The following is an 18599-nucleotide window of genomic DNA, read 5'->3' on the forward strand; positions in this document are numbered from 1 at the left end:
GTCAGTCGATCTCTTCCAGCAGGACCAAGCTGAACAGCTGGCCGGCCGCGACGGACAGCACACCGCTGTTGTACTTGGGCGGCACGACCTGGATGTCATCGCCGGCGTCGCCCCACCCGACCGCGGTGCCGTCCGACTTCAGCGCCAAAGCGTGTTGCCCGTGGAAGTCCACCGCGGCGACACCGCTCATCGCTTCCTCCGGCACCCGCAACACCTTGGACTTACCGCCGCCCCAGCTGATCACCGAGCCGTCCTCCTTCAACGCCAGGCCCACGTTGAACCCCATGGCGAGTCCGCGTACGGCACCGGTGATCTCGGGCGGCGCCGGTGGTTCCCATCCCCAGGTGACGATGGAGCCGTCGGCCTTCAGCACGAGGCTTTTCTCTTCCCCCGCGGCGATCGCGACCACATCACGCCGGGCCGCCGGCGGCACGTCCGACTCTCCGGCGATGCCACCCCAGGCGACGACGGTGTGATCCGACTTCAACGCCAGGCTGTGGTAAACCCCGGCGGAGATCGCGATGACGCCTTGCCGGGCCTCTGGTGGTATCTCCGAGTCCTCGGGGTCGATGCCCCACCCGATCACGGAGCCGTCGGCCTTCAACGCCAGACTGTGCTGCCCGGAGGCGGAGATCGCGACCACACCTGTCAACGCCCGCGAAGGCACAGTCACCGGCCGTTGGTCCCCGGGGTACTGGCCCCAGCCGATCACCCGGCCGTCCGCCTTCAACGCCAGTGCGTGACCGTCCGCGGCGCTGATCGCGATCACACCGCTCTCGGCTTCCTTCGGCACGTCCAACTCGTGGGAGAAGTTCTCGCCGCCCCAGGCTTTGACGGCACCTCTTGCCACGGTGAACTGCTGGGATGCCTGCGCGATCTGGGATCCCTTCCTGACGGTGAGTGCCAGGGTGTAGCGGCCGGGTGTGGCGAACCTGTGGTCGAACTCGGCGGTCCCCGCGGTCACCTCTGGTGCGGGCTGATCTCGCCGGGTGACCGTCCACTCCCAGCTGTCGGGCTTCCAGGTGGTGGTAGAGGTGAAGTGCACCGACTCCCCGATCACCGGCTTCGGTCGCACGATGCTGAGAGCGGTGATCTGAGGCGGGGCTCCTGGCGCGTCGACGGTCACCGTCGTCTCCGCCTCGGCCCGCTTCCCCGTGTCGAAGGTGGCGGTCGCGCGGACCGTGAAGACGCCCGGCGCGGACCAGCTGTGCCGGACCGAGGAGCCGGACGCCTCGGTTCCGTCGCCGAACGTCCACCGTGTGGCGGTCTTGGCGGGGGACCTGAGTACCAAGGTCAGCTCGAATGCGTCTCCGGCCACACCGCGGTTGCCGGGCTGGACCGTGATGGACGCCTCGGGTGCCGGAGCCGTCAAGCCGGGCAGGCCGGTCTGACGCGGAAGTCCCAGGCCGTCGTTCGGCTTCTGCTGCCCGACCTTGGTCACGTCGTTCGTCCGCGTGGGCTGGCCGGGTGTCGGTGAGGGTTCGTGTGTGGCGGGGTTCTCTGCGTACTTGGTGATTTTCCGGACGTCGCCCCACAGGTCGAGGACCCCGGCGGCGCTGCCGTTCGGGTCGTTGAAGAAGACGATGTTGTCGCGGATGATCATCTCGAAGCGGGTCGGCTGTTCGAACAGCTGGCGTTGGGCGATCACGCGTGATGTGGCGAGGTCCACGACCGTCGCTTGCCCGGTGGAGTGGTCGGGCACCACTGCGTGGTTGCCGGCTTCGACCGGTGTGCCGAGTTCGGCACCCACGGCGCCGACTTGCACTGGCTCGGCGCAGGAGCCGGTCTCGAACGAGCACGAGATGAGCGAGCCGCGGGACGGAATCGCGATCAGCAGCCGGGACGAGTCGGCCGAGCCGCTGACGACCACCTCGTCGTCCGCGCGGAGATCCGGGCGCAGGGATCGCCGGACAGCACCGGTTCCGGGGTCTAGCAGATCGGCCGTGCCGTGCTGGGGATCGACCAGCGCGGGCCGGCCCCGGGTGATGGTGAGGACCCCGTTCTTCGTCGTCGTGGCTCGGGTGTGTCGTTGCCCGTCGCTCAACCAGACCAGGTCGCCGGTCGTGTCGTCGATCGCCCACACCCGTCCCCCGCCGTCGACGACGACGCTGCCCGGCCGGAGCGATTCGGCCAAGCGCTCGGGCTCGCCGCGCGGCGTCAGCGTCGCGGCGTCGACCGAGACGATTAGTCCACTGTGGACGTCTGCCACCCGTGGTGCGTCCGGTGACGGCAGCACGACCAAGCCGTCGCTCGCCGGGAGGACGGGCACGGGTGAGGAGACCTGTTCGGTGGCGCCGTCGACCCGGCGCATCGCACCGGCCTCCGAGTCCAGGACGAGTGCGGCGCTGTTCTGCTGGGTCACCGTCAGCGCCGTGCCCGCGTCCGCTACCGGCACGCGGGCCTTGACCTCGGCGGAGGCGCCGTCCACCAGTGTCGCCTCGCCGACCCGGCCGGATGCCAGCCAGACCGCGCCGGAGAACATCCGTTCCTGTGAGACCTCATAACCGGGTCCCACCACCAGAACGGCGGCGGCGAGCGCGGCGACGGCGGCGAGTGCGATCCGGACGTGTCCGGGCTTCACCGGTATCGCCCCATCTCCAGGCTTTCCCTCGCCCGCCACCTGCGCCGCCCGTTGCTCCACGAGGTCCACAGCGGACGCGGGTCCAGTGCGGCGCGCAGGCGTGCCGCGGAGATGCGTCCCGGGTAGAGCCCGGCGTTGAGTCGCGCCACCAGTTCCCAGGCGTGGTCGGCCTCAGCCACGCTGAGGAGTTCCGGCGCGTAGACCGCGGTGGTCGCCAGTTCCGCGCTCGCGGTGATGGGGTTCGCCGCGTCACCGAGGCTGCCGCGCACGTGCCGGGCCACCTCGTGGAACGTGAGCGAGACCGGCGGTGTGATGCCGCGCTCGGTCAGCCGGTCGAGCTGTTCGTGCCACGCCCCGAGCACGCGCGCCGCGAGATCCGGGCCGCGGCGCCGCTGCCTGCGGCGACCCGCTTTGCCGAGAACCACCAGCCCACCCGCGAGCAGCACGAGCAGAACCACCGACGGGATCAGCACGAAGGTCCCGCTCAGGACGTTGCTCCAGCGGAAACCCGCGTCGTCCGGCGCGTCGGCGGGCTGCGACTGTGCGGGTGGCACGAGCGGCGGCGCGGTGGTCGACGGGGAAGGCGGCGGTGGTACTACGCGGGGTGCCTCCGGCGGCGGAGTCGGTGCGTCCGAGTTGTCGTCGCGGCCGGGGTCGTACGCGACCCAGCCGTATCCCGCGAAATGCACCTCGGACCACGCGTGGGCGTCGGCGGTGGTGACCTGGATGACGCCGTCCTTCTGGGTGCGCAGGCGATAGCCGACCGCGACCCTGGCCGGGTACCCCCACATCCGGGCGACCAGCGTGAACACTGCGGAGTACTGCTCGGCGTACCCGCCGCCGGTGCCGTCCGCCCGAGACAGCGCGCGAGCGAGCGCGGCGTACGAGTGCCCAGGCGGCGCGTTCGGCAGGTAGACCCTGCTCCGCAGATCGGTTTCGAGGGAGTCGAGTCGTTCGCGAGGACGTGTGTTGTCGTACCGTTGCCCGATCGTCGAGGCCAGCTCGCGCAAGGCCTCCGGGACACCGTCAGGCAGCGGTGGCGTGGGGGTCACGACCGGGGTGGCGCGCGGCAGGTCCTTGTCCCGCTGGTAGATCTCGCCCGTGACGTCGTAGCGGAACCCCAGCGAGGTGGGCCCAGTGCTCACCACCACGCCCGAGTCCGGATCGAACCCGAAGCGGCCCCTGGTCTCGCCGGGAACGTCCAGCCGGGAGGGCCAGCCGATGACCGGGAGGTAGGGGCCGGTGAGCTGCTGCACCTCGATGCGCGCCGTGATCGGCTTGCGGTGGACCAGTTCAGGGTCGCCGGTGAGGTAACTGCCGGCCACGCGATAAGTGTCGCCCGCGGTCCAGGTGGTGCCGTCGAACGTGTCCAGCGCGGCGGTGCGCACTCTGCTGATCAGCGCGGCGGACTCGGCGTCGGTCCGGACGGTGAACAACGTGCGCGGCGGGGACTCGTTGAGCTGCTTCTTGAGCTGTGCCAACGGGGTGAGCGTGTCCGTGCCGACAACCGGCGGCGCCAGCATGTCCCGCAGGTCGAACCGGTGCTCGCCGGTCGCCAGGTGGGAGAACTGACCGCCTGCCACGCCGAACAACGCGCTGGCGGCGACCACCGAGCCGACGACGAGGAGTGCGGCGACGGGCTTGGACGACCGGCGTTCCACGCGAACCGAGGCGCCGCCGGCCCCGCGGTGAGTGCGGACCGCGACGAGGCACAGTGCCGCGACCAGGAACGCGACGGTGGCGACGAGGTGTCCGCCTGCCTGGTTGCCGGCGACGAAGAGCGCGAACAGGAATCCGGCCAACGAAGGTAGGAGCGGGGCCATCGCACTGCGCGTCCGCAGCACGAGCACGACCGACGAGAATGCCGCCGCCCACGCCACGAGTGCCGGCGTCGCCAGCAGCTCGCCCCACGCGTCGGCGGGCGCTGCCACCGTGAGCAGACGGTTCCAGCTGCCGCGCACGCCGCCGAGGACAGCGGAGGTGGCGCCGCCGAACACGCCGTAGATCATCACCGCGGCCAGTCCCGCGACGGCCAGCACCAGCGTTGTCCACACACGACGGTGACCCAGCGCCGCCGTCACGCCGCCCACCAGGCACGCGCCCAGGAGAACAGGTAGGTAGTCCGTGGTGAAGAACCGCTGGTACACCAGCGTTCCCGCGGCACAGGCCACCAACGCCAGCAGCACCTCGGCGAGCGGGCCGCCCGGGACGAACCTGCGCCAGTTCATCGCAGCACCAACCGGTTCCAGTGGGTGGCGAACTGCTCGCTGCCCGGCGCGGCGACCGCGAGCACACCGCGCGGCCGGGCCGGCACGGCGGAGTCCGATGAGACGAGCTGGGCCAGGCTGACCGAGAGGAACCTGGCGCGCAACGACATCAACAGCTGGGTCGCCTGGGCGTCCACCCGGCCGGTGACGATGGTCAGCGCGACGCCCTGGGTGTCCGAGACCACGTCCCGCACCAGGTCGGTGAGCGCGGCGAGCCCGCGATCAGCGCCGGATGAGTCCACAGTGGACAAGAACTCCAGTGCGGAGCCGCTCGACTCCCGCAGGGCTCCGCCGGTGGTGCGCAGCTGCAGCGGAAGGCTGGAGCGTTCGGCCGCCACGCAGAACGACGCGGCGACGCGGACCGCCTCCTCGAAGAACTGCGCGCCGGCGTAGGGCGGGGAAGCGGTGTCGAGCACGACCAGCTGGCGTGGTTCGTCCGGCACGACCACGTGGCGGGTCATCACCGTGCCGGTGCGAGCCGTTGCGCCCCAGTGGATGCGGCGCCAGTCGTCGCCCGGTGCGTACTCGCGCAGACTGTGGAACGCCACACCGCCGAGCGGGGCGCTGCTGGTCGTCTGGCCCTCGGTGTCCTGCGGGCCGCCGGCCGAGATCATGGTCAGCAGGTGTACGCGCGGGTAGACGTGCACGACCAGTTCGCTGCCGGAGGCGCGGCCGCGGTGCAGCAGCCGCAACGGGTCGGAGTGGCCGAGTTCGACCGGCGGGATCAGGTAGCGGCCGCGGCGTGCGACCGGGAGCGGGTAGCTGACCGTGCAGCGGTGTCCGGCGGTCAGCGCGGGCACGGTGACGGTGGTGCGGTGGCCGCCGACCGTCTCGGTGACCATCAGGGGAGGGCTGTTGCGCTTGCCGACGTTTGTCACGGTGAGCGTGCCTTGGGCGGCGCTGCCTTCGAAGACGCGCCGGGGGCGGACCTCGCGCACCACGGTCAGCTTGGGGGAGACGACGAGCCACGCCACGGCCACGAGCAGGGCACCACAGGCGGCGAGGCCGAGCGTCACCAGTTCCGGGTAGTCGGCCCAGACGCCGAGGGCCACCAGACCCGTGGCGGCAGCGATCATCCCAGCCCCGGACCTGGTCAGCACTGCACTCACCGGCCTGCCGGGACCGGCGCGGCGGCCAGGACATCGGTGAGCACGGACTCGGTGGTGCGTTGCTGGATGCGGGCTTCCGGCGTGAGCAGCAGGCGGTGGTTGAGGACCGGGATCGCGACGGCCTTCACGTCGTCCGCGGTGACGTACGGGCGACCGGCGGCCAGCGCGTAGGCCTGGGCCGCCGTCACCAGAGCGATGCCGCCTCGAGGAGATACGCCCAGCTCGACGTCCGGGTGGACGCGGGTCGCGCGGACGACGCGCGCCACGTACTCGCGCAGGTTGTCGGCCACGCGCTGTTCGCGGACCGCGCGGATCATCAGGCGCAGGTCGTCGAGCTCCATCACGGACTTCAGCTCGTCCGGACGGCGGCGGGTGACGCCGTAGGACAGGATGCTCACCTCGTCGGCCAGGTCCGCCGGGTAGCCGATGCTGATGCGCATCATGAACCTGTCGAGCTGGGCTTCTGGCAACGCGTAGGTGCCCTGGTGTTCGACGGGGTTCTGGGTCGCGATGCACAGGAACGGGTACGGCACCGCGATCGGGCGGCCGTCCACGGTCACCTGGCCCTCGGCCATGACCTCCAGCAGCGCCGACTGGGTCTTCGGCGAGGCGCGGTTGATCTCGTCGCCCAGCAGGATGTTCGTGAAGACCGGGCCCTGGCGGAACTCGAAGCGCGAGCGGCCCTGGTCGTACACCTGCACGCCGGTCACGTCGGACGGGAGCAGGTCCGGGGTGAACTGGATGCGCTTCACCTCGGCGCCCGCGACGGACCGGGCGATGGCCTTGGCGAGCGACGTCTTCGCGACGCCCGGCACGTCCTCGATCAGCAGGTGCCCCTCGGCGAGCAGGCACACCAGCGCGAGCCTGACCACCTCGGGCTTGCCCCGGATGAAGTCCTCGACGTTCGCGGCCAGCGCCTCGAACCTGCGCTGGAAAATCGCGGCATCGGACACTTCGGTTCCCCCAGAAACTCGTGAACAGCTAGTGGATCGGGCCGCGCAACGCCGCGTTGAGCCGCGGGTACACGTCACGCACGGCGGGATGCTCGCGCTCCCGGCCGAGCAGCCGGGCGAGGCGCTTCAGGTCCTGCCGGACGGTAGCCGAGTCGACCAGCTCCGCGGCATCGAGGACCTTGGTCGCCAGCGCGGAAGCGTGGTCGATGTCCCCGGCGGCGGCGTACGCGAGGGCGCGGCGGGCACCGAAACGGGCGTGCGTGCGGTGGGCGTTGCCGGGCACGAGCGAGAGCTGACGGTCGAACACGTCGGCTGCCTCGCGGGACCGGCCCAGGTCGTGCATGCACCACGCCGCGACCAGGCTGTTCAGGTCCGCACCGCTGACCGAGGCCGAGCCGATCGTCATGCCGCTCGCCGTGTCGTGCTTGTCGAGCAACGCCGCGGCGCGGTCCAAAGCGCGCTGGCAGTTGTCGTAGTCGCAGGCCAGGGCGTGTCCCTGGGCTTCACGCAACGCCGCGAGACCCTGCACGCGCGCGGACGTGCCCGGCGCGGCCTGCGCCTGCTGGGCCAGGTCGATCGTGCCCACGGCGTCGTCCCGGTAGAGGGTGATCAGCGCCTGCCTGATCAGCGAGTACGTGGCCAGCTCGGTGTCGCCGGCCGCGGCGCCCATCTCGACGGCGTTGCGGGTCCACCACATCGCGGCCCGGTCGTCGCCCGCCTCCTGCGCCATCCCTGTCTCTTATACACACGCCCGCCTCCTGCGCCATCCACCCGGCGTACTCGCTGTAGCGGGCGGCCAGACCCAGCAGCTCCTCGCGCACGGGCGTCGGCGCGCCGTTGGCCATGCCGCGCAACGTGTGGGTGTGCACCGTGACCATCGGTAGCACCACCGACGGGCTCGTGGTCTGCCCCAGCTGCCTGACCTGCGCGAACAGCGACCGGAACGCCGCCAGAGTGCCGTCGTGCGCCGCAGCCGCCGAAGCGCTGCGGGGAGTCCCCAAGGTCAGTCCCAGCAACGAGGCCGCGCCTGTCGCGATCGCCTCGCGCCGAGGCATCGGGACCATCCAGCTCGATCCGTCCGGAGCCATGCTCATCACCCACACTTCGCCGTCGGCCTCGACAGCTGACGGCGGGCTCGCGGGAGCGGGCTGGTCCACCATGCGGGCCAGACGTCCACCGGCTCCGAGAACCGCGTCACAGCGCCGGGCCAGATCAACACCTGGTTGTTTCACGCCAGTCTCGATCTTGCCCAGATAGCCCTTGCTGTAGTGGACCTGCTCCGCCAGCGACGCCAGCGACAAGCCCGCCGCGGTCCTCAAGCGCCGCAACTCCACACCAAAGACATCCGACTGCTCAGCCATGTGGCCCCCAGACTGCGAATCGACCGTCGCAGACTAACGAACCCCCACGTCCGAGGCACAGACCTGGCGCGTTCGCAGGGCTGGCCTCTGGCTGCACGAACACGAGTCTGATCGGCCGTCCTGCCGATTCCCAGGCGTCTCCCGTCGCCTCCTCGACCAGGAGACGGGAGACCCCTGCCCTTCCTGCTCGCGTGGCGTGATGCTGGTGTCAGCCGGCGGCGATGGTGACTTCGCCACCGGGCCTGGGGGGTGGCGGCAGGGCTGGGCTGGGGGCCAGGTCCTGCCGCCACAGCAAACGTGCAGGGGGAGGGAACATGAACAGGGACTGGACGGGCGCGCCCTCCTGAGCATCAGGCGAGATCGGGCCGGAACGCGTGGCACTGCGCGTGGAGCAGCCAGCCGTAGCGGCCCACGACAGGCCGATCCGCATGGGACCGACGTTACTGCTGTGGTGCCAGCACGATCTCGAACTCGGTCCGCGTCCAGGGCTGGTCTCCTGGCTGCTCGGTGAACTTCTTGACGAGCGACTCCTTCACCCCGAACACCGCGTCGCCGATCTCCAGCTGCGGGTCGCCCTCGACGAAGATGTGCGTGACGAGCGTGCGGAACCCTGCCGCGGACACCATGAAATGCAGGTGTGCGGCGCGCATGGGGGAGCGGCCGGCAGCCCTGAGCAGCTCGCCGACCGGACCGTCGTGCGGGATCGGGTACGCGGTCGGCGTCACGCCCCAGAACGAGAAACTGCCGTCGGGCTCGGAGAACAGGTGCCCGCGGCCCGCGATCCGGTCGTCGTCGTACTGCACGTCGTAGAAGCCGTCCTCGTCGGCTTCCCACACCTCGATCCTGGCGCCGGGCACCGGGTTCCCTGCGGTGTCGCGCACGGATCCCTCGACCAGGCAACGGGTTCCGGAGGCGCCCGCGGCGATGTCGCCGCCGGTGCCGATCAGCGGCGACTCCTCCACGAAGAACGGGCCGAACACCGTGGCCTCCGTCGCGTTCCCGTAGGCCTCGTTGTTCACCGCGATGGTCTGCATCGAGGCGCCGAGCACGTCCGACAGGAGGATGAACTCCTGCCGCTTGTCGTCGGTGATGTGCCCGGTGGCGGTCAGGAACTCGATCGCCTTCGCCCACTCCTGCTCGGTCAGCCGGACCTCGCGGATGAACGCGTGCAGGTGCTTCGTCAAAGCCTGCAACAGTTCGCGAGTCCGCAGGTCCGGGGTGCGGGCGAACGAGGCGACGACCTCGTCGGTCAGGTGCTGCTCGATGTCCTGCTGGGTGGTCACGCTCGGCTCCACTCACTCGGGTTCTCGCCCGCCGAGGCAGCGGCGAGCAGTGCGGTCAGGTCGTCCTCGGTGACCTGACGCGGGTTCGACGGGGGGACGGACGGCAGGATCAACCGGGCGGCCTCGCGGACATCAGGCACGCCGTGAAGCACGTGCGAGGCACCGATCTCGTCGTAGAGGGAGATCAGCGAGGTGCCCAGCGCTTCGGTGATCCTGGCGGCTTGAGGTGCCGCGGGAGCGTTGAACGCCAGCACGTACGGCAGGATCGCGGTGTGCGTCTGGGCGTGCGGGAGGTTGTACGCGCCGCCCAGGACGTGGCAGATCTTGTGGTGCAGCCCGGATCCCGCGGACGCGAACGCCACGGCGGCCAGGTAGGCGCCGTAAAGCGTCTGTTCGCGACCCTCCAGACTGCTGATCTTGCGCAACCCACTGCCCAACGCGCGGATACCTTCCACCGCAAGCGCTTGGTTGATCGGGTCGGCACGCGGAGCCCACATCGAGTCGACGCAGTGGGCCAGCGCGTTGCAACCGGAGGCGATCGCGAGCTCATCAGGCAGCGACGCGGTGAGAGCGGCGTCGTAGATGACGGTGACCGGCAGAACGCGGTCATCGCTGCCGGTGGTCTTGCTCGCAGCCTCGGTCAGGCCCCACACGTTCGTCGCCTCCGAGCCCGCGTACGTCGTGGGCACGGCGATGATCGGCAGCCCGCTGGTCAGCGCGACGGCTTTGGCCAGCCCGGTCGTGGACCCACCGCCGACGCTCACCAGGAGATCGGCGTCCGCAGCCTGCTCGCGAGCCCGTGCGGCGTTCTCCACGGGCACGTGCGGCGCCACGTCCGTGCATCGGATCGCCACCTGGATCTTCGACGTGACGTCCGGGGCGGTCTCCTCGGCGATCAGCATGACCCGTTGCGCGCCAAGGCGTTCGACCTCGTCGGCGAGGTTCTGGGAAGCGAGCCCCGTACCGAACCGCACCCGCTGGCCGAGCGTGACGTGCTTCCAGCTCATGCGCTCTCCTCCCGGCTGAGAACCGTGGTCAGCACGGACATCAGCGAAGCCTCTGGATCGTCCGGCAACGATCCGGCGCGCCACGCGATGTGCTTGTCCGGACGAACGAGCACGGCACCGTCTTCGTCCACACCGGACAGCCGGGACCAGTCGAAGTAGAGGTCCGTCACCTCGCGCCCTGGCCCGATGACGACAGTCCGCACCGGCACGCCGAGCCGGTCGGCCGCTTTCTGCGCCGCGTCGGCCCACGCCTCGCCGTTGACGCCCGTCAGCAGCGTGAACTGCCCGTACGGCACGAGATCGTGCGTCGAGAGCTTGCGCCTGCTGTCCCCGACCCACGCGTGCGGCAACCGGGCACCGGGGAACGTCGACGGCTCGTAGTACAGCTCGGGATCACGTGAGGGCTCAGGCGCGACCGAGCCGTCCGGGACAACCGCGCTCGACGAGTACGACTGACCCATCTCGACGCCGTGGGCGTTGAACTCGTAGTTCTTCAGCTCCATGGCCTCCCGGACGGCGGCACGTTTCGCGGCACCGGCCAGGCTGCTGTCCTTGCGCTCCTCGATCTGCGCGTGCATCTGCTCGGCGGACTCGGCCGCGTCCAGCCCCAACGCCTCGAACAACGCCCCGAACTCGCGCGCGGACTTGTTGGCCCGCAACACGATCTGCCGCGCCACGGGTGCACGCTCCGCGGTGTAACTCTCCAGCAGCTCGGAGCCTGCCTGCCCGTTCAGCACCAGCGCGAGCTTCCACGCGAGGTTGTACGAGTCCTGGATCGACGTGTTGGACCCGAGCCCGTTCGACGGCGGGTGCTTGTGCACGGCGTCCCCGGCGCAGAACACCCGGCCGCGTTGAAGAGCAGTCGCGTACTGCTCGTTGTTGCCCCACAACGAGATCCCGGTGATCTCCGCGTCCAGCGAAGGCTCACCGACGAGGTTGCGGACGATCCGCAGGGCGTCCTCGGAGGTCACCTCGGGCACGCCCTGCGCGAGGTCGAAGCCCCACACGATGAGCCATTCGTGCCACGGCCGCACCATCCGCACGAGCCCCGCGCCGATGCCACCGACGTTCGCGCCGGGCTGGATCACCCAGTACAGCACCGAAGGCCGGTGCCGGCACAGCTCCGCGAGGTCGGCCTTGAACGTGATGTTCATGGACCCGGCGACGTCCATCCGCCCTTCGTACGGCAGATCCAGGTCGGCCGCCACCGCGGACCGAGCGCCGTCCGCGCCGATGAGGTACTTCGCCCGGATCGTGTACTCCGAGCCCGTGAGCCGGTTCAGCACCCGCACGGTCACGCCGTCCGCGTCCTGCGTGTGCCCCAGGTACTCGGTGCTGAACTGGGTCTGCGTGCCGCGCGCGGTCGCGTTGCGGACCAGGATCGGCTCCAGGTAGGTCTGCGGGATGTCGCAGTTGTGCGACGGCGACGCCAGCTCGTGGTCTGCGTGCCGGGCGGGGTGGTTGCCCCAGGTGAGGATGCGGCCGATCTCCTCACCCGCGATCGCGGTGCAGAACACGGTGTCGCCGATCAGGTGGTGCGGGGTGGCGTCGGCGAGCACCTGGTCCTCGATGCCGACGTCGCGGAAGATCTCCATCGTGCGCTGGTTGGTGATGTGCGCGCGGGGCGTGTTGGCCGTCCACCGGTACTTGGTGATCATGATGTTCGGGACGCCCAGAGTGGACAGGAAGAGCGCGGCGGAGGCGCCGGCCGGACCAGATCCCACGATCAGCACGTCGGTCTCGACCGCGGTGTGAGTCGGTGGGGCGGTGTCGGCCAGGCCGTCGTGGAAAGTCACCATGGCGGAAACGGTGACGCGTCCGGAGGTCGGTGAACGCTCAACTTTCAGACGTGGCGGAAACAGGCAAAAACGCGCGGCGGTCCTGGCGCGGCGTCACCCCGAACCGGGCCTTGTACGTGCGCGAGAAGTGCGCCTGCGAGACGAATCCGTTCCGCGCGGCGACCTCGGCCAACGAGATGGGCTCGCCGAGAATGGCCCGCGCGGCATCGAGCCGGGCATTCAGCACAGCCTGCGGCACGCTCTGCCCGGAGTTCGAGAAGAGTCGTGAGAGGTGCCGTTCGGAATATCCGATGGCGGCGGCGATCCGGCCCGCGGACAGGTACTGGTCGGCCAGATGAGCGGTGATGAACGCGTGCGCCGCGGCGAGATCGGCGGCAGCCGAGCACCCACCGCCGAGCAACGTGCCGAGCAGATCGGTCGCCACGGTCTCCAGCCCGTCCCAGTCCGCCGGCCCTCCGCGCAACGCCCCGGACAGCGCCGTCACCAACGCCCGCGCGTGCGCGTCGTGCTGGAAGCCGAACACCTGCGGCTTCACGGTTCCCGGCCGGATCTCGCGCAGCAACGACCGCGGCGCTTTGAGCACCAACTCGGTGAGGCCATGTGCGAACGTCCGCCGGAACGGCTGGTCGCCGTCCACCACGAGCGCCTGGCCGGGGACGATCAACGAAGTCCCGCCGCGATGTGAGAACTGGTTCTCGCCGGACAGCGAGAAGTAGACGACCACGCCGTCGGCGGGGTGAAGAGCGATCTGCCGGACGTCCCGGTCGACGGCGTGCGGAGTACCGGTCACCCGCGCCACCTGCAGGCGCGGCAGCGTCAGGTTGACCTCGGTGCCGTCGAACGAGTCACCGAACGGCTCGGCGCGCAGGCCCACCAGAGCGCGGGCGTTGTGCTCCTCCCACCCGGTCAGCCTGCGCGAGCACGGGAGGTCATGTGTGCGGAACCTGGTCAGGCCGTGCACAGCTGCCATCCCACCAAGATAACCCCAGCTCACACGCGAGCGATGAACTTGATCTCGATGAGCTGCTCGGGCAGCGCGAGCCCTGGCGTGCCGACCAGAGTGCTGGCCACCTGCGGATCCGGCCGCCCGTAGGCCTCCTTGCGCACCGGGCCTGCCGCAGCGAACGCCGCCGGGATGTCGAGCACGTACAGGACCTCCTCCACGACGTCGTCCAAAGAAGCACCGAACCGCGACAGCAGCTCCGCGGCGTTGACGTAGGTCTGCCGCATCTGCGCCTCCATCGCGGAGAAGTCCGTGACCCGGCCGTCCGCGACCGGTGCCGGAGCCACGAAGTCCGCGCCGGAGTGCGACAGCTGCCCGGAGAGGTAGATGGTGTCGCCGTGCTTGACGGCCTGCACGTAGCCGTACGCTTCTTCCCACGGCACACCGAAGCTCTGAGTTTCCATGCGGAAAGCCTCGCGAAACGCCCGCGTGGACGACACCGGCGACGGTGCCCGAAACCGCAAGGATCGTGCCAAACCGGCGTACTGTCGCGAGCTGTGCCGACCGTCGCGATCCTGGCGTTGCCGAACGTGATCCCGCTCGACCTCAGCATTCCGGCGCACGTGCTCGGCACGCAGGACGGCTACGACGTCAGCGTCTGCACCGAGGACCTCACGGGACTGAAGCGAGCGGACATCGTCGTGGTGCCCGGCTACGAGAATCCGGAGCGGCCTCCGGCGGAGGAGTACCTCGACGCACTGAGTGAGGCTCATGATCGCGGCGCGCGAATGGTGGCCATTTGTACCGGCACCTTTGCCCTCGCGGCCACAGGCCTGCTCGACGGCCGCGACGCCACCACGCACTGGAAGTACCTGGACAGCCTGCGTGAGTTGCACCCGTTGGTGAAGGTGCACGAAAACCGGCTCTTCGTCGAGGACGGAAACCTCCTCACGTCCGCGGGCGCCGGCGCGGGCATCGACGCGTGCCTGCACCTGATCCGCGCCGACTTCGGGGTGGTGGCGGCGCATGAGGCCGGCAAGGACGTCGTCGCCTCACCGGCCCGTGATGGCGCGCAGCCGCAGTACGTCGACGTGCTGAGCCCGGTCCGCGCGGACCTGTCGCCGATCCGCGGGTGGGTCATGGCGCACCTCGGCGACGCGATCACCGTGGACGTCCTGGCCGAACGAAGCCACCTCGGCCGCCGCACGTTCATCCGCCACTTCGAACGCGAGACGGGTCTGTCGCCGATGCGCTGGGTGATGTTGCAACGGATCTTGAGCGCGCGCCGGCTGCTGGAGACTTCTGACTGGTCAGTGGACCGAATCGCCGCCGCCACCGGCTTCGGCACCGGATCGAACTTCCGCTCGGTGTTCCGGCGCGAGGTCGGCACCACACCGACCGCGTACCGCAAGGTGAATTCGCCGAATAACGATGGGTAACGGAAAGCAACCGACGGTTGCACTCCGCGTCCCCTTAGAATATTTCACCTGGAATGTCAAGTTGGTGCAATAGCCACTGTGTTCGTGGTGTTCGGCCGCAGAAAGCCCAGTCGGGTTTGCTCTGCCCGCAAGACGTATCGGTGACCGTTCTACCTGCGAGAGCGTGTTCACGCACCACAACACGGGTTCATCTCAACGTGCCGAATCCGGCGTGAGGGGGTGTTGCGATGGTCGGGTGACTGAGTAGTCTCTACGCGCCCCCAAGATCATCGCCGGTTGATCCTGTTGATCACGCGATGCTATCTTTCCGTCGCCAATTCGGGTGCTCGTGGAGCGTTGTGAAGCTGAAGAACGTGCCTGAGACGAATTACAAGACAATTCGTTCCCGGCTCACTGGTGTCGTGGTGGTTCCCAGCGTCGTCCTGCTCGCCATGTGGGCGCTGTTCTCCTCCTACACGGTGTTCGAGGGGCTGTACCTCCAGCTCGTCGCGTCGGGCGTGAAGGACGCGTCGATCCCGGCGGTGCAGACGTTCGCGTCGCTGCAGAAGGAACGCGAGCTGAGCATGACGAGCCTGAGCCGGCCCGGCTCGAGCACGTCGGCGTTGCTCAAGCAGCAGCAGTCGACCGACGCGGACGTCGGCAAGATGAAGACCGCGTTCGCCGAGCTCGCCTCCAAGGCACCGCAGGAGATCGTCGACGGGATCGGCAAGCTCAACGGACTGCTGGACCAGCTTCCGGACGTGCGGGAGCGGCTCGAGTCGGGTGCCGCCTCCAAGGACGAGGTCTACCGCTACTACAACAGCCTGCTCGACTCCGGCGCCGCGCTGTTCACGACGCAGGCCCGGATCGTGCCCGACGCCGAGACCGTCGGTGCGGCGTTGCTCGCTCCCCAGTCGTTCCAGGCCGTCGACGCGATGTCGCGGTCCGGTTCGCTCGCCGCCGCCGCGCTGTCGGTCGGCAAGTTCACGCCGGAGGAGCACCGGGAGTACGTCCAGCTCGTCGGCGCGTACCGGTCGCAGCTGGCCGCGATGGAGCCCTACGTCCTGCCGAACGTGCGCGACCACTACAAGCAGATCACCTCGAGCGCGCAGTGGCAGCAGCTGGCCGGCCTGGAGAACAAGCTGCTGCAGACCGCGGAACGCCCGATCGGCAACCAGGTCACCCTCGCCGACTACGAGACCGCCAGCCGTGCGGTGTCCACCGAGCTGACCTCGATGGTGGAGCAGCAGTCGATCGGCGCGGTCAACGTCGCGATGGCCAACGGCGAGAGCAAGTTCACCACCGTGCTGATCGGCAGCCTGATCGCTCTCGTCGCGGTGATCGTCGGGATCTTCCTCGCGGTCCGCATCTCCAGCCGCCTCGTCAACAAGGCGTTGATCGTCCGGTTGACCTCGCTGAAGAGCGACTCGCTCAAGCTCGCGCACGAGAAGCTGCCGGACATCGTCGAACGGTTGCGCGACGGCAAGCACATCGACATCGACGCCGAGGTGCCCCCGCTGGACTACGGCAACGACGAGATCGGCCAGGTGGCCGACGCGTTCAACGCCGCGCAGTACACCGCCGTCGCCGCGGCCGTGAAGGAGTCGCAGACCCGTGAAGGCGTGAACCGGGTCTTCCTCGACATCGCGCGCCGCAACCAGGGTCTGGTGCACCGCCAGCTCAAGATCCTGGACAAGCTGGAGCGCGAGGAGGAGAACCCGGACCACCTCGACGCGTTCTTCCAGCTCGACCACCTCGCGACCCGTGCCCGCCGCAACGCCGAGAACCTGATCATCCTGACCGGTGAGCAGCCGGGCCGGCAGTGGCGCAAACCCGTGCGGATGCTGGACGTCGTGCGCGCGGCCGTCGCGGAGACCGAGCAGTACGCGCGGGTCAAGGTGCACCCGGTGCCCGAGGTCGCGCTCGCCGGCGCCGCCGTCGCCGACGTGATCCACCTGATCGCCGAGCTGGTCGACAACGCGACGTCGTTCTCGTCGCCGCGCTCGCAGGTCGAGGTGCACAGCAGCGAGGTGCCGCAGGGGCTCGTGATCGAGATCGAGGACCACGGTCTCGGCATCAAGCCGGAGGACCGCGAGCAGCACAACAAGATGCTGACCGCGCCGCCGGACTTCGAGGCGATGCGACTGCGCGGCGAGTCCCGGCTCGGCCTGTTCGTCGTCGCGCGGCTGGCGGCCCGGCGCGGCATCCACGTCGAGCTGCGCGACTGCCCGTCCGGCGGCACGATCGCGCTGGTGCTCGTCCCGGCCGACCTGATCGTCGGTGAGGCGGGCGTGGCCGATCCCGCCGACTCCCCGCAGATGGTGCCGAAGCCGACGTTCCGGCAGCAGTCCCTCGCGCAGGCCGCACTTCCCGTCGCCGAGGACGTCGTGCTCGACGCGCGGCCCGGCTCCGAGCTCAACGAGTTCTGGGCAGGGGGAGGAGTGGGAAACGACCGCGGCTCCCGCCCAAAACTGGTCACGGTGGACGAGGACAGCGGGAGCATCGTCGGCGTGCTGCCGGCGCAAGACCTGCCGGCGGACCCGTGGCCGGCAGAAGACGCCCCAGAAAATGCCAGGGACGGTGACGACTCGCGCCAGGACGACCGGCCGGAGCTGCCCCGGCGACGCAAGCAGCAACACCTCGTGCCGCAGCTGGCCAACGACGACCACCGGCCCGACCTCGACTTCGCCCAGACGCACTCCGAGGAACGGGCCGAACGCACTCGCGACGGCATGTCGGCCTTCCAGCAGGGCACCCGAGACGCCCGCCAGGCCGACGACGCCGTCGAACCGTGATGACTCCAACGACTGAAAGGGCTCTTTCCGTGGACGACGACCTGACCGGCGGGCACCCCGAGCTCAACTGGTTGCTCGACGACCTCGTCGCCAGAGTGGTCGGTGCCAGGCACGCGGTGGTGCTGTCCGCGGACGGTCTGCTGCTCGCCCGCTCTCCCGAGTTGTCCAAGGACGACTCCGACCACCTTTCCGCGATGGCGTCGGCGTTCCAGTCCCTGGCCCGCGGCACGGGACGGCACTTCGGCGGTGGCCAGGTCCGGCAGACCATCGTGGAGATGGAGCGCGCGCACCTGTTCGTGACCGCCGCGGGGCAGGGCGCCTGCCTCGCCGTCGTCGGTGACGAGGAAGCGGACATGGGCATGATCGCCTACGAGATGAACATGCTCGTGAAGCGCGTCGGCGCCTACCTCTCGTCGGCACCGCGCACACTCGCGTCGCCTCGCGTGCCGGGGCTCTCGTGAGTCCCCGGTCGTCGGACTGGTGGTACGACGAGGCCGCCGGTCCGCTCGTCCGTCCCTACGCGCTGGTGAGCGGCCGCACCCGGCCGACGTGGGGCCGGTTGAACCTCGCGACCCAGGTGCGGGCGATCCGCACCTCCTCGGACACCAGCGCGCTCTCCGTCGAGCACCTGGAAATCCTGCGGCTGTGCCGCAAACCGCTGTCCGTGGCGGAGGTCGCCGCGTACCTGCACGCGCCGCTCGTGGTGGCGAAGGTGTTGCTGAGCGACCTGATCCAACGTGGTGACGTGATCACCAGCGACGCGTCACGGATGGCGGTCGCGCCGGACCGGAACCTACTCCAGAAGGTGCTTGATGGCGTCCGTGCAATCTGAAGAGCTCACCGTCCCGTCCTCGGTGAAGATCGTCGTGGCGGGTGGGTTCGGCGTCGGCAAGACGACGCTGGTCGGTGCGGTCAGCGAGATCACGCCGCTGCGGACCGAAGAACTGCTCACCGAGGCGGGCACGCAGATCGACGACCTGGCCGGCGTCGAGGGCAAGACCACGACGACGGTGGCGCTGGACTTCGGCCGCATCACGATCAACCCCGAGGTCGTGCTGTACCTGTTCGGCACGCCGGGCCAGG

General features: G+C 69.6%; 15 protein-coding genes and 1 pseudogene. 5 read left to right on the top strand and 11 right to left on the bottom strand.

Annotated features, from left to right (window positions below; all coding sequences use genetic code 11):
• Nucleotide 1: 1 nt before the first annotated feature.
• The 11 genes and pseudogenes from UK23_RS48985 to UK23_RS27245 all read right to left on the bottom strand — a co-directional run bounded on the left by UK23_RS48985 (nt 2) and on the right by UK23_RS27245 (nt 13767).
• Complete coding sequence (locus UK23_RS48985; protein ID WP_052685100.1) at nt 2-2581, bottom strand: PKD domain-containing protein; 2580 nt, start codon at nt 2579-2581, stop codon at nt 2-4.
• Nucleotides 2578-4809, bottom strand: a complete 2232-nt coding sequence (locus UK23_RS27205) for a transglutaminase TgpA family protein (RefSeq protein ID WP_045314485.1) — start codon at nt 4807-4809, stop codon at nt 2578-2580. Before UK23_RS27205 ends, UK23_RS48985 begins: the two co-directional genes overlap by 4 nt.
• Nucleotides 4806-5957, bottom strand: a complete 1152-nt coding sequence (locus UK23_RS27210) for a DUF58 domain-containing protein (RefSeq protein WP_156213416.1) — start codon at nt 5955-5957, stop codon at nt 4806-4808. Before UK23_RS27210 ends, UK23_RS27205 begins: the two co-directional genes overlap by 4 nt.
• A complete protein-coding gene (locus UK23_RS27215) occupies nt 5954-6910 on the bottom strand; it encodes an AAA family ATPase (protein ID WP_231114690.1) in 957 nt (318 codons plus the stop codon). Before UK23_RS27215 ends, UK23_RS27210 begins: the two co-directional genes overlap by 4 nt.
• 28 nt (nt 6911-6938) lie before the next feature.
• Nucleotides 6939-7640, bottom strand: coding sequence for a hypothetical protein (locus UK23_RS53990; protein ID WP_231114694.1), 702 nt, complete (start codon nt 7638-7640; stop codon nt 6939-6941).
• Between the two features lie 496 nt (nt 7641-8136).
• Nucleotides 8137-8271 (bottom strand): annotated as a pseudogene (locus UK23_RS53995) (helix-turn-helix domain-containing protein); the annotation flags it as partial.
• Nucleotides 8272-8711: 440 nt separating this feature from the next.
• Nucleotides 8712-9554, bottom strand: coding sequence for a dioxygenase (locus UK23_RS27225; protein WP_231114691.1), 843 nt, complete (start codon nt 9552-9554; stop codon nt 8712-8714).
• Nucleotides 9551-10561, bottom strand: coding sequence for a maleylacetate reductase (locus UK23_RS27230; RefSeq protein WP_045314488.1), 1011 nt, complete (start codon nt 10559-10561; stop codon nt 9551-9553). The genes UK23_RS27225 and UK23_RS27230 overlap by 4 nt, the downstream gene beginning before the upstream one ends.
• Nucleotides 10558-12360: an FAD-dependent oxidoreductase gene (locus UK23_RS27235; protein WP_045314489.1), complete on the bottom strand. Its 1803-nt coding sequence runs from the start codon at nt 12358-12360 to the stop codon at nt 10558-10560. Before UK23_RS27235 ends, UK23_RS27230 begins: the two co-directional genes overlap by 4 nt.
• Before the next feature lie 37 nt (nt 12361-12397).
• The gene (locus tag UK23_RS27240) at nt 12398-13330 is read right to left on the bottom strand and encodes an AraC family transcriptional regulator (protein ID WP_045314490.1); all 933 of its coding nucleotides are present in this window, start codon (nt 13328-13330) and stop codon (nt 12398-12400) included.
• A 20-nt stretch (nt 13331-13350) separates the two neighbouring features.
• Nucleotides 13351-13767: a Rid family hydrolase gene (locus tag UK23_RS27245; RefSeq protein ID WP_045314507.1), complete on the bottom strand. Its 417-nt coding sequence runs from the start codon at nt 13765-13767 to the stop codon at nt 13351-13353.
• Nucleotides 13768-13860: 93 nt separating this feature from the next.
• Between UK23_RS27245 and UK23_RS27250 the strand changes: the two genes are divergently transcribed.
• The 5 genes from UK23_RS27250 to UK23_RS27270 form a co-directional block, all read left to right on the top strand.
• On the top strand, nt 13861-14742 hold the full coding sequence (locus UK23_RS27250; RefSeq protein WP_052685101.1) for a GlxA family transcriptional regulator: 882 nt from the start codon (nt 13861-13863) through the stop codon (nt 14740-14742).
• A 353-nt stretch (nt 14743-15095) separates the two neighbouring features.
• Nucleotides 15096-17516, top strand: coding sequence for a nitrate- and nitrite sensing domain-containing protein (locus UK23_RS27255; RefSeq protein WP_231114692.1), 2421 nt, complete (start codon nt 15096-15098; stop codon nt 17514-17516).
• Between the two features lie 29 nt (nt 17517-17545).
• A complete protein-coding gene (locus tag UK23_RS27260; protein WP_231114693.1) occupies nt 17546-17977 on the top strand; it encodes a roadblock/LC7 domain-containing protein in 432 nt (143 codons plus the stop codon).
• Entirely contained in the window at nt 17974-18348 is a 375-nt protein-coding gene (locus tag UK23_RS27265; RefSeq protein ID WP_045314493.1) for a DUF742 domain-containing protein, read from the top strand. The genes UK23_RS27260 and UK23_RS27265 overlap by 4 nt, the downstream gene beginning before the upstream one ends.
• A partial coding sequence (locus tag UK23_RS27270) for a GTP-binding protein (RefSeq protein WP_045314494.1) occupies nt 18329-18599 on the top strand: 271 nt, incomplete at its 3' end. The genes UK23_RS27265 and UK23_RS27270, both read left to right, overlap by 20 nt.

This window comes from Lentzea aerocolonigenes, from assembly GCF_000955955.1.
Lineage (GTDB): Bacteria > Actinomycetota > Actinomycetes > Mycobacteriales > Pseudonocardiaceae > Lentzea > Lentzea aerocolonigenes_A.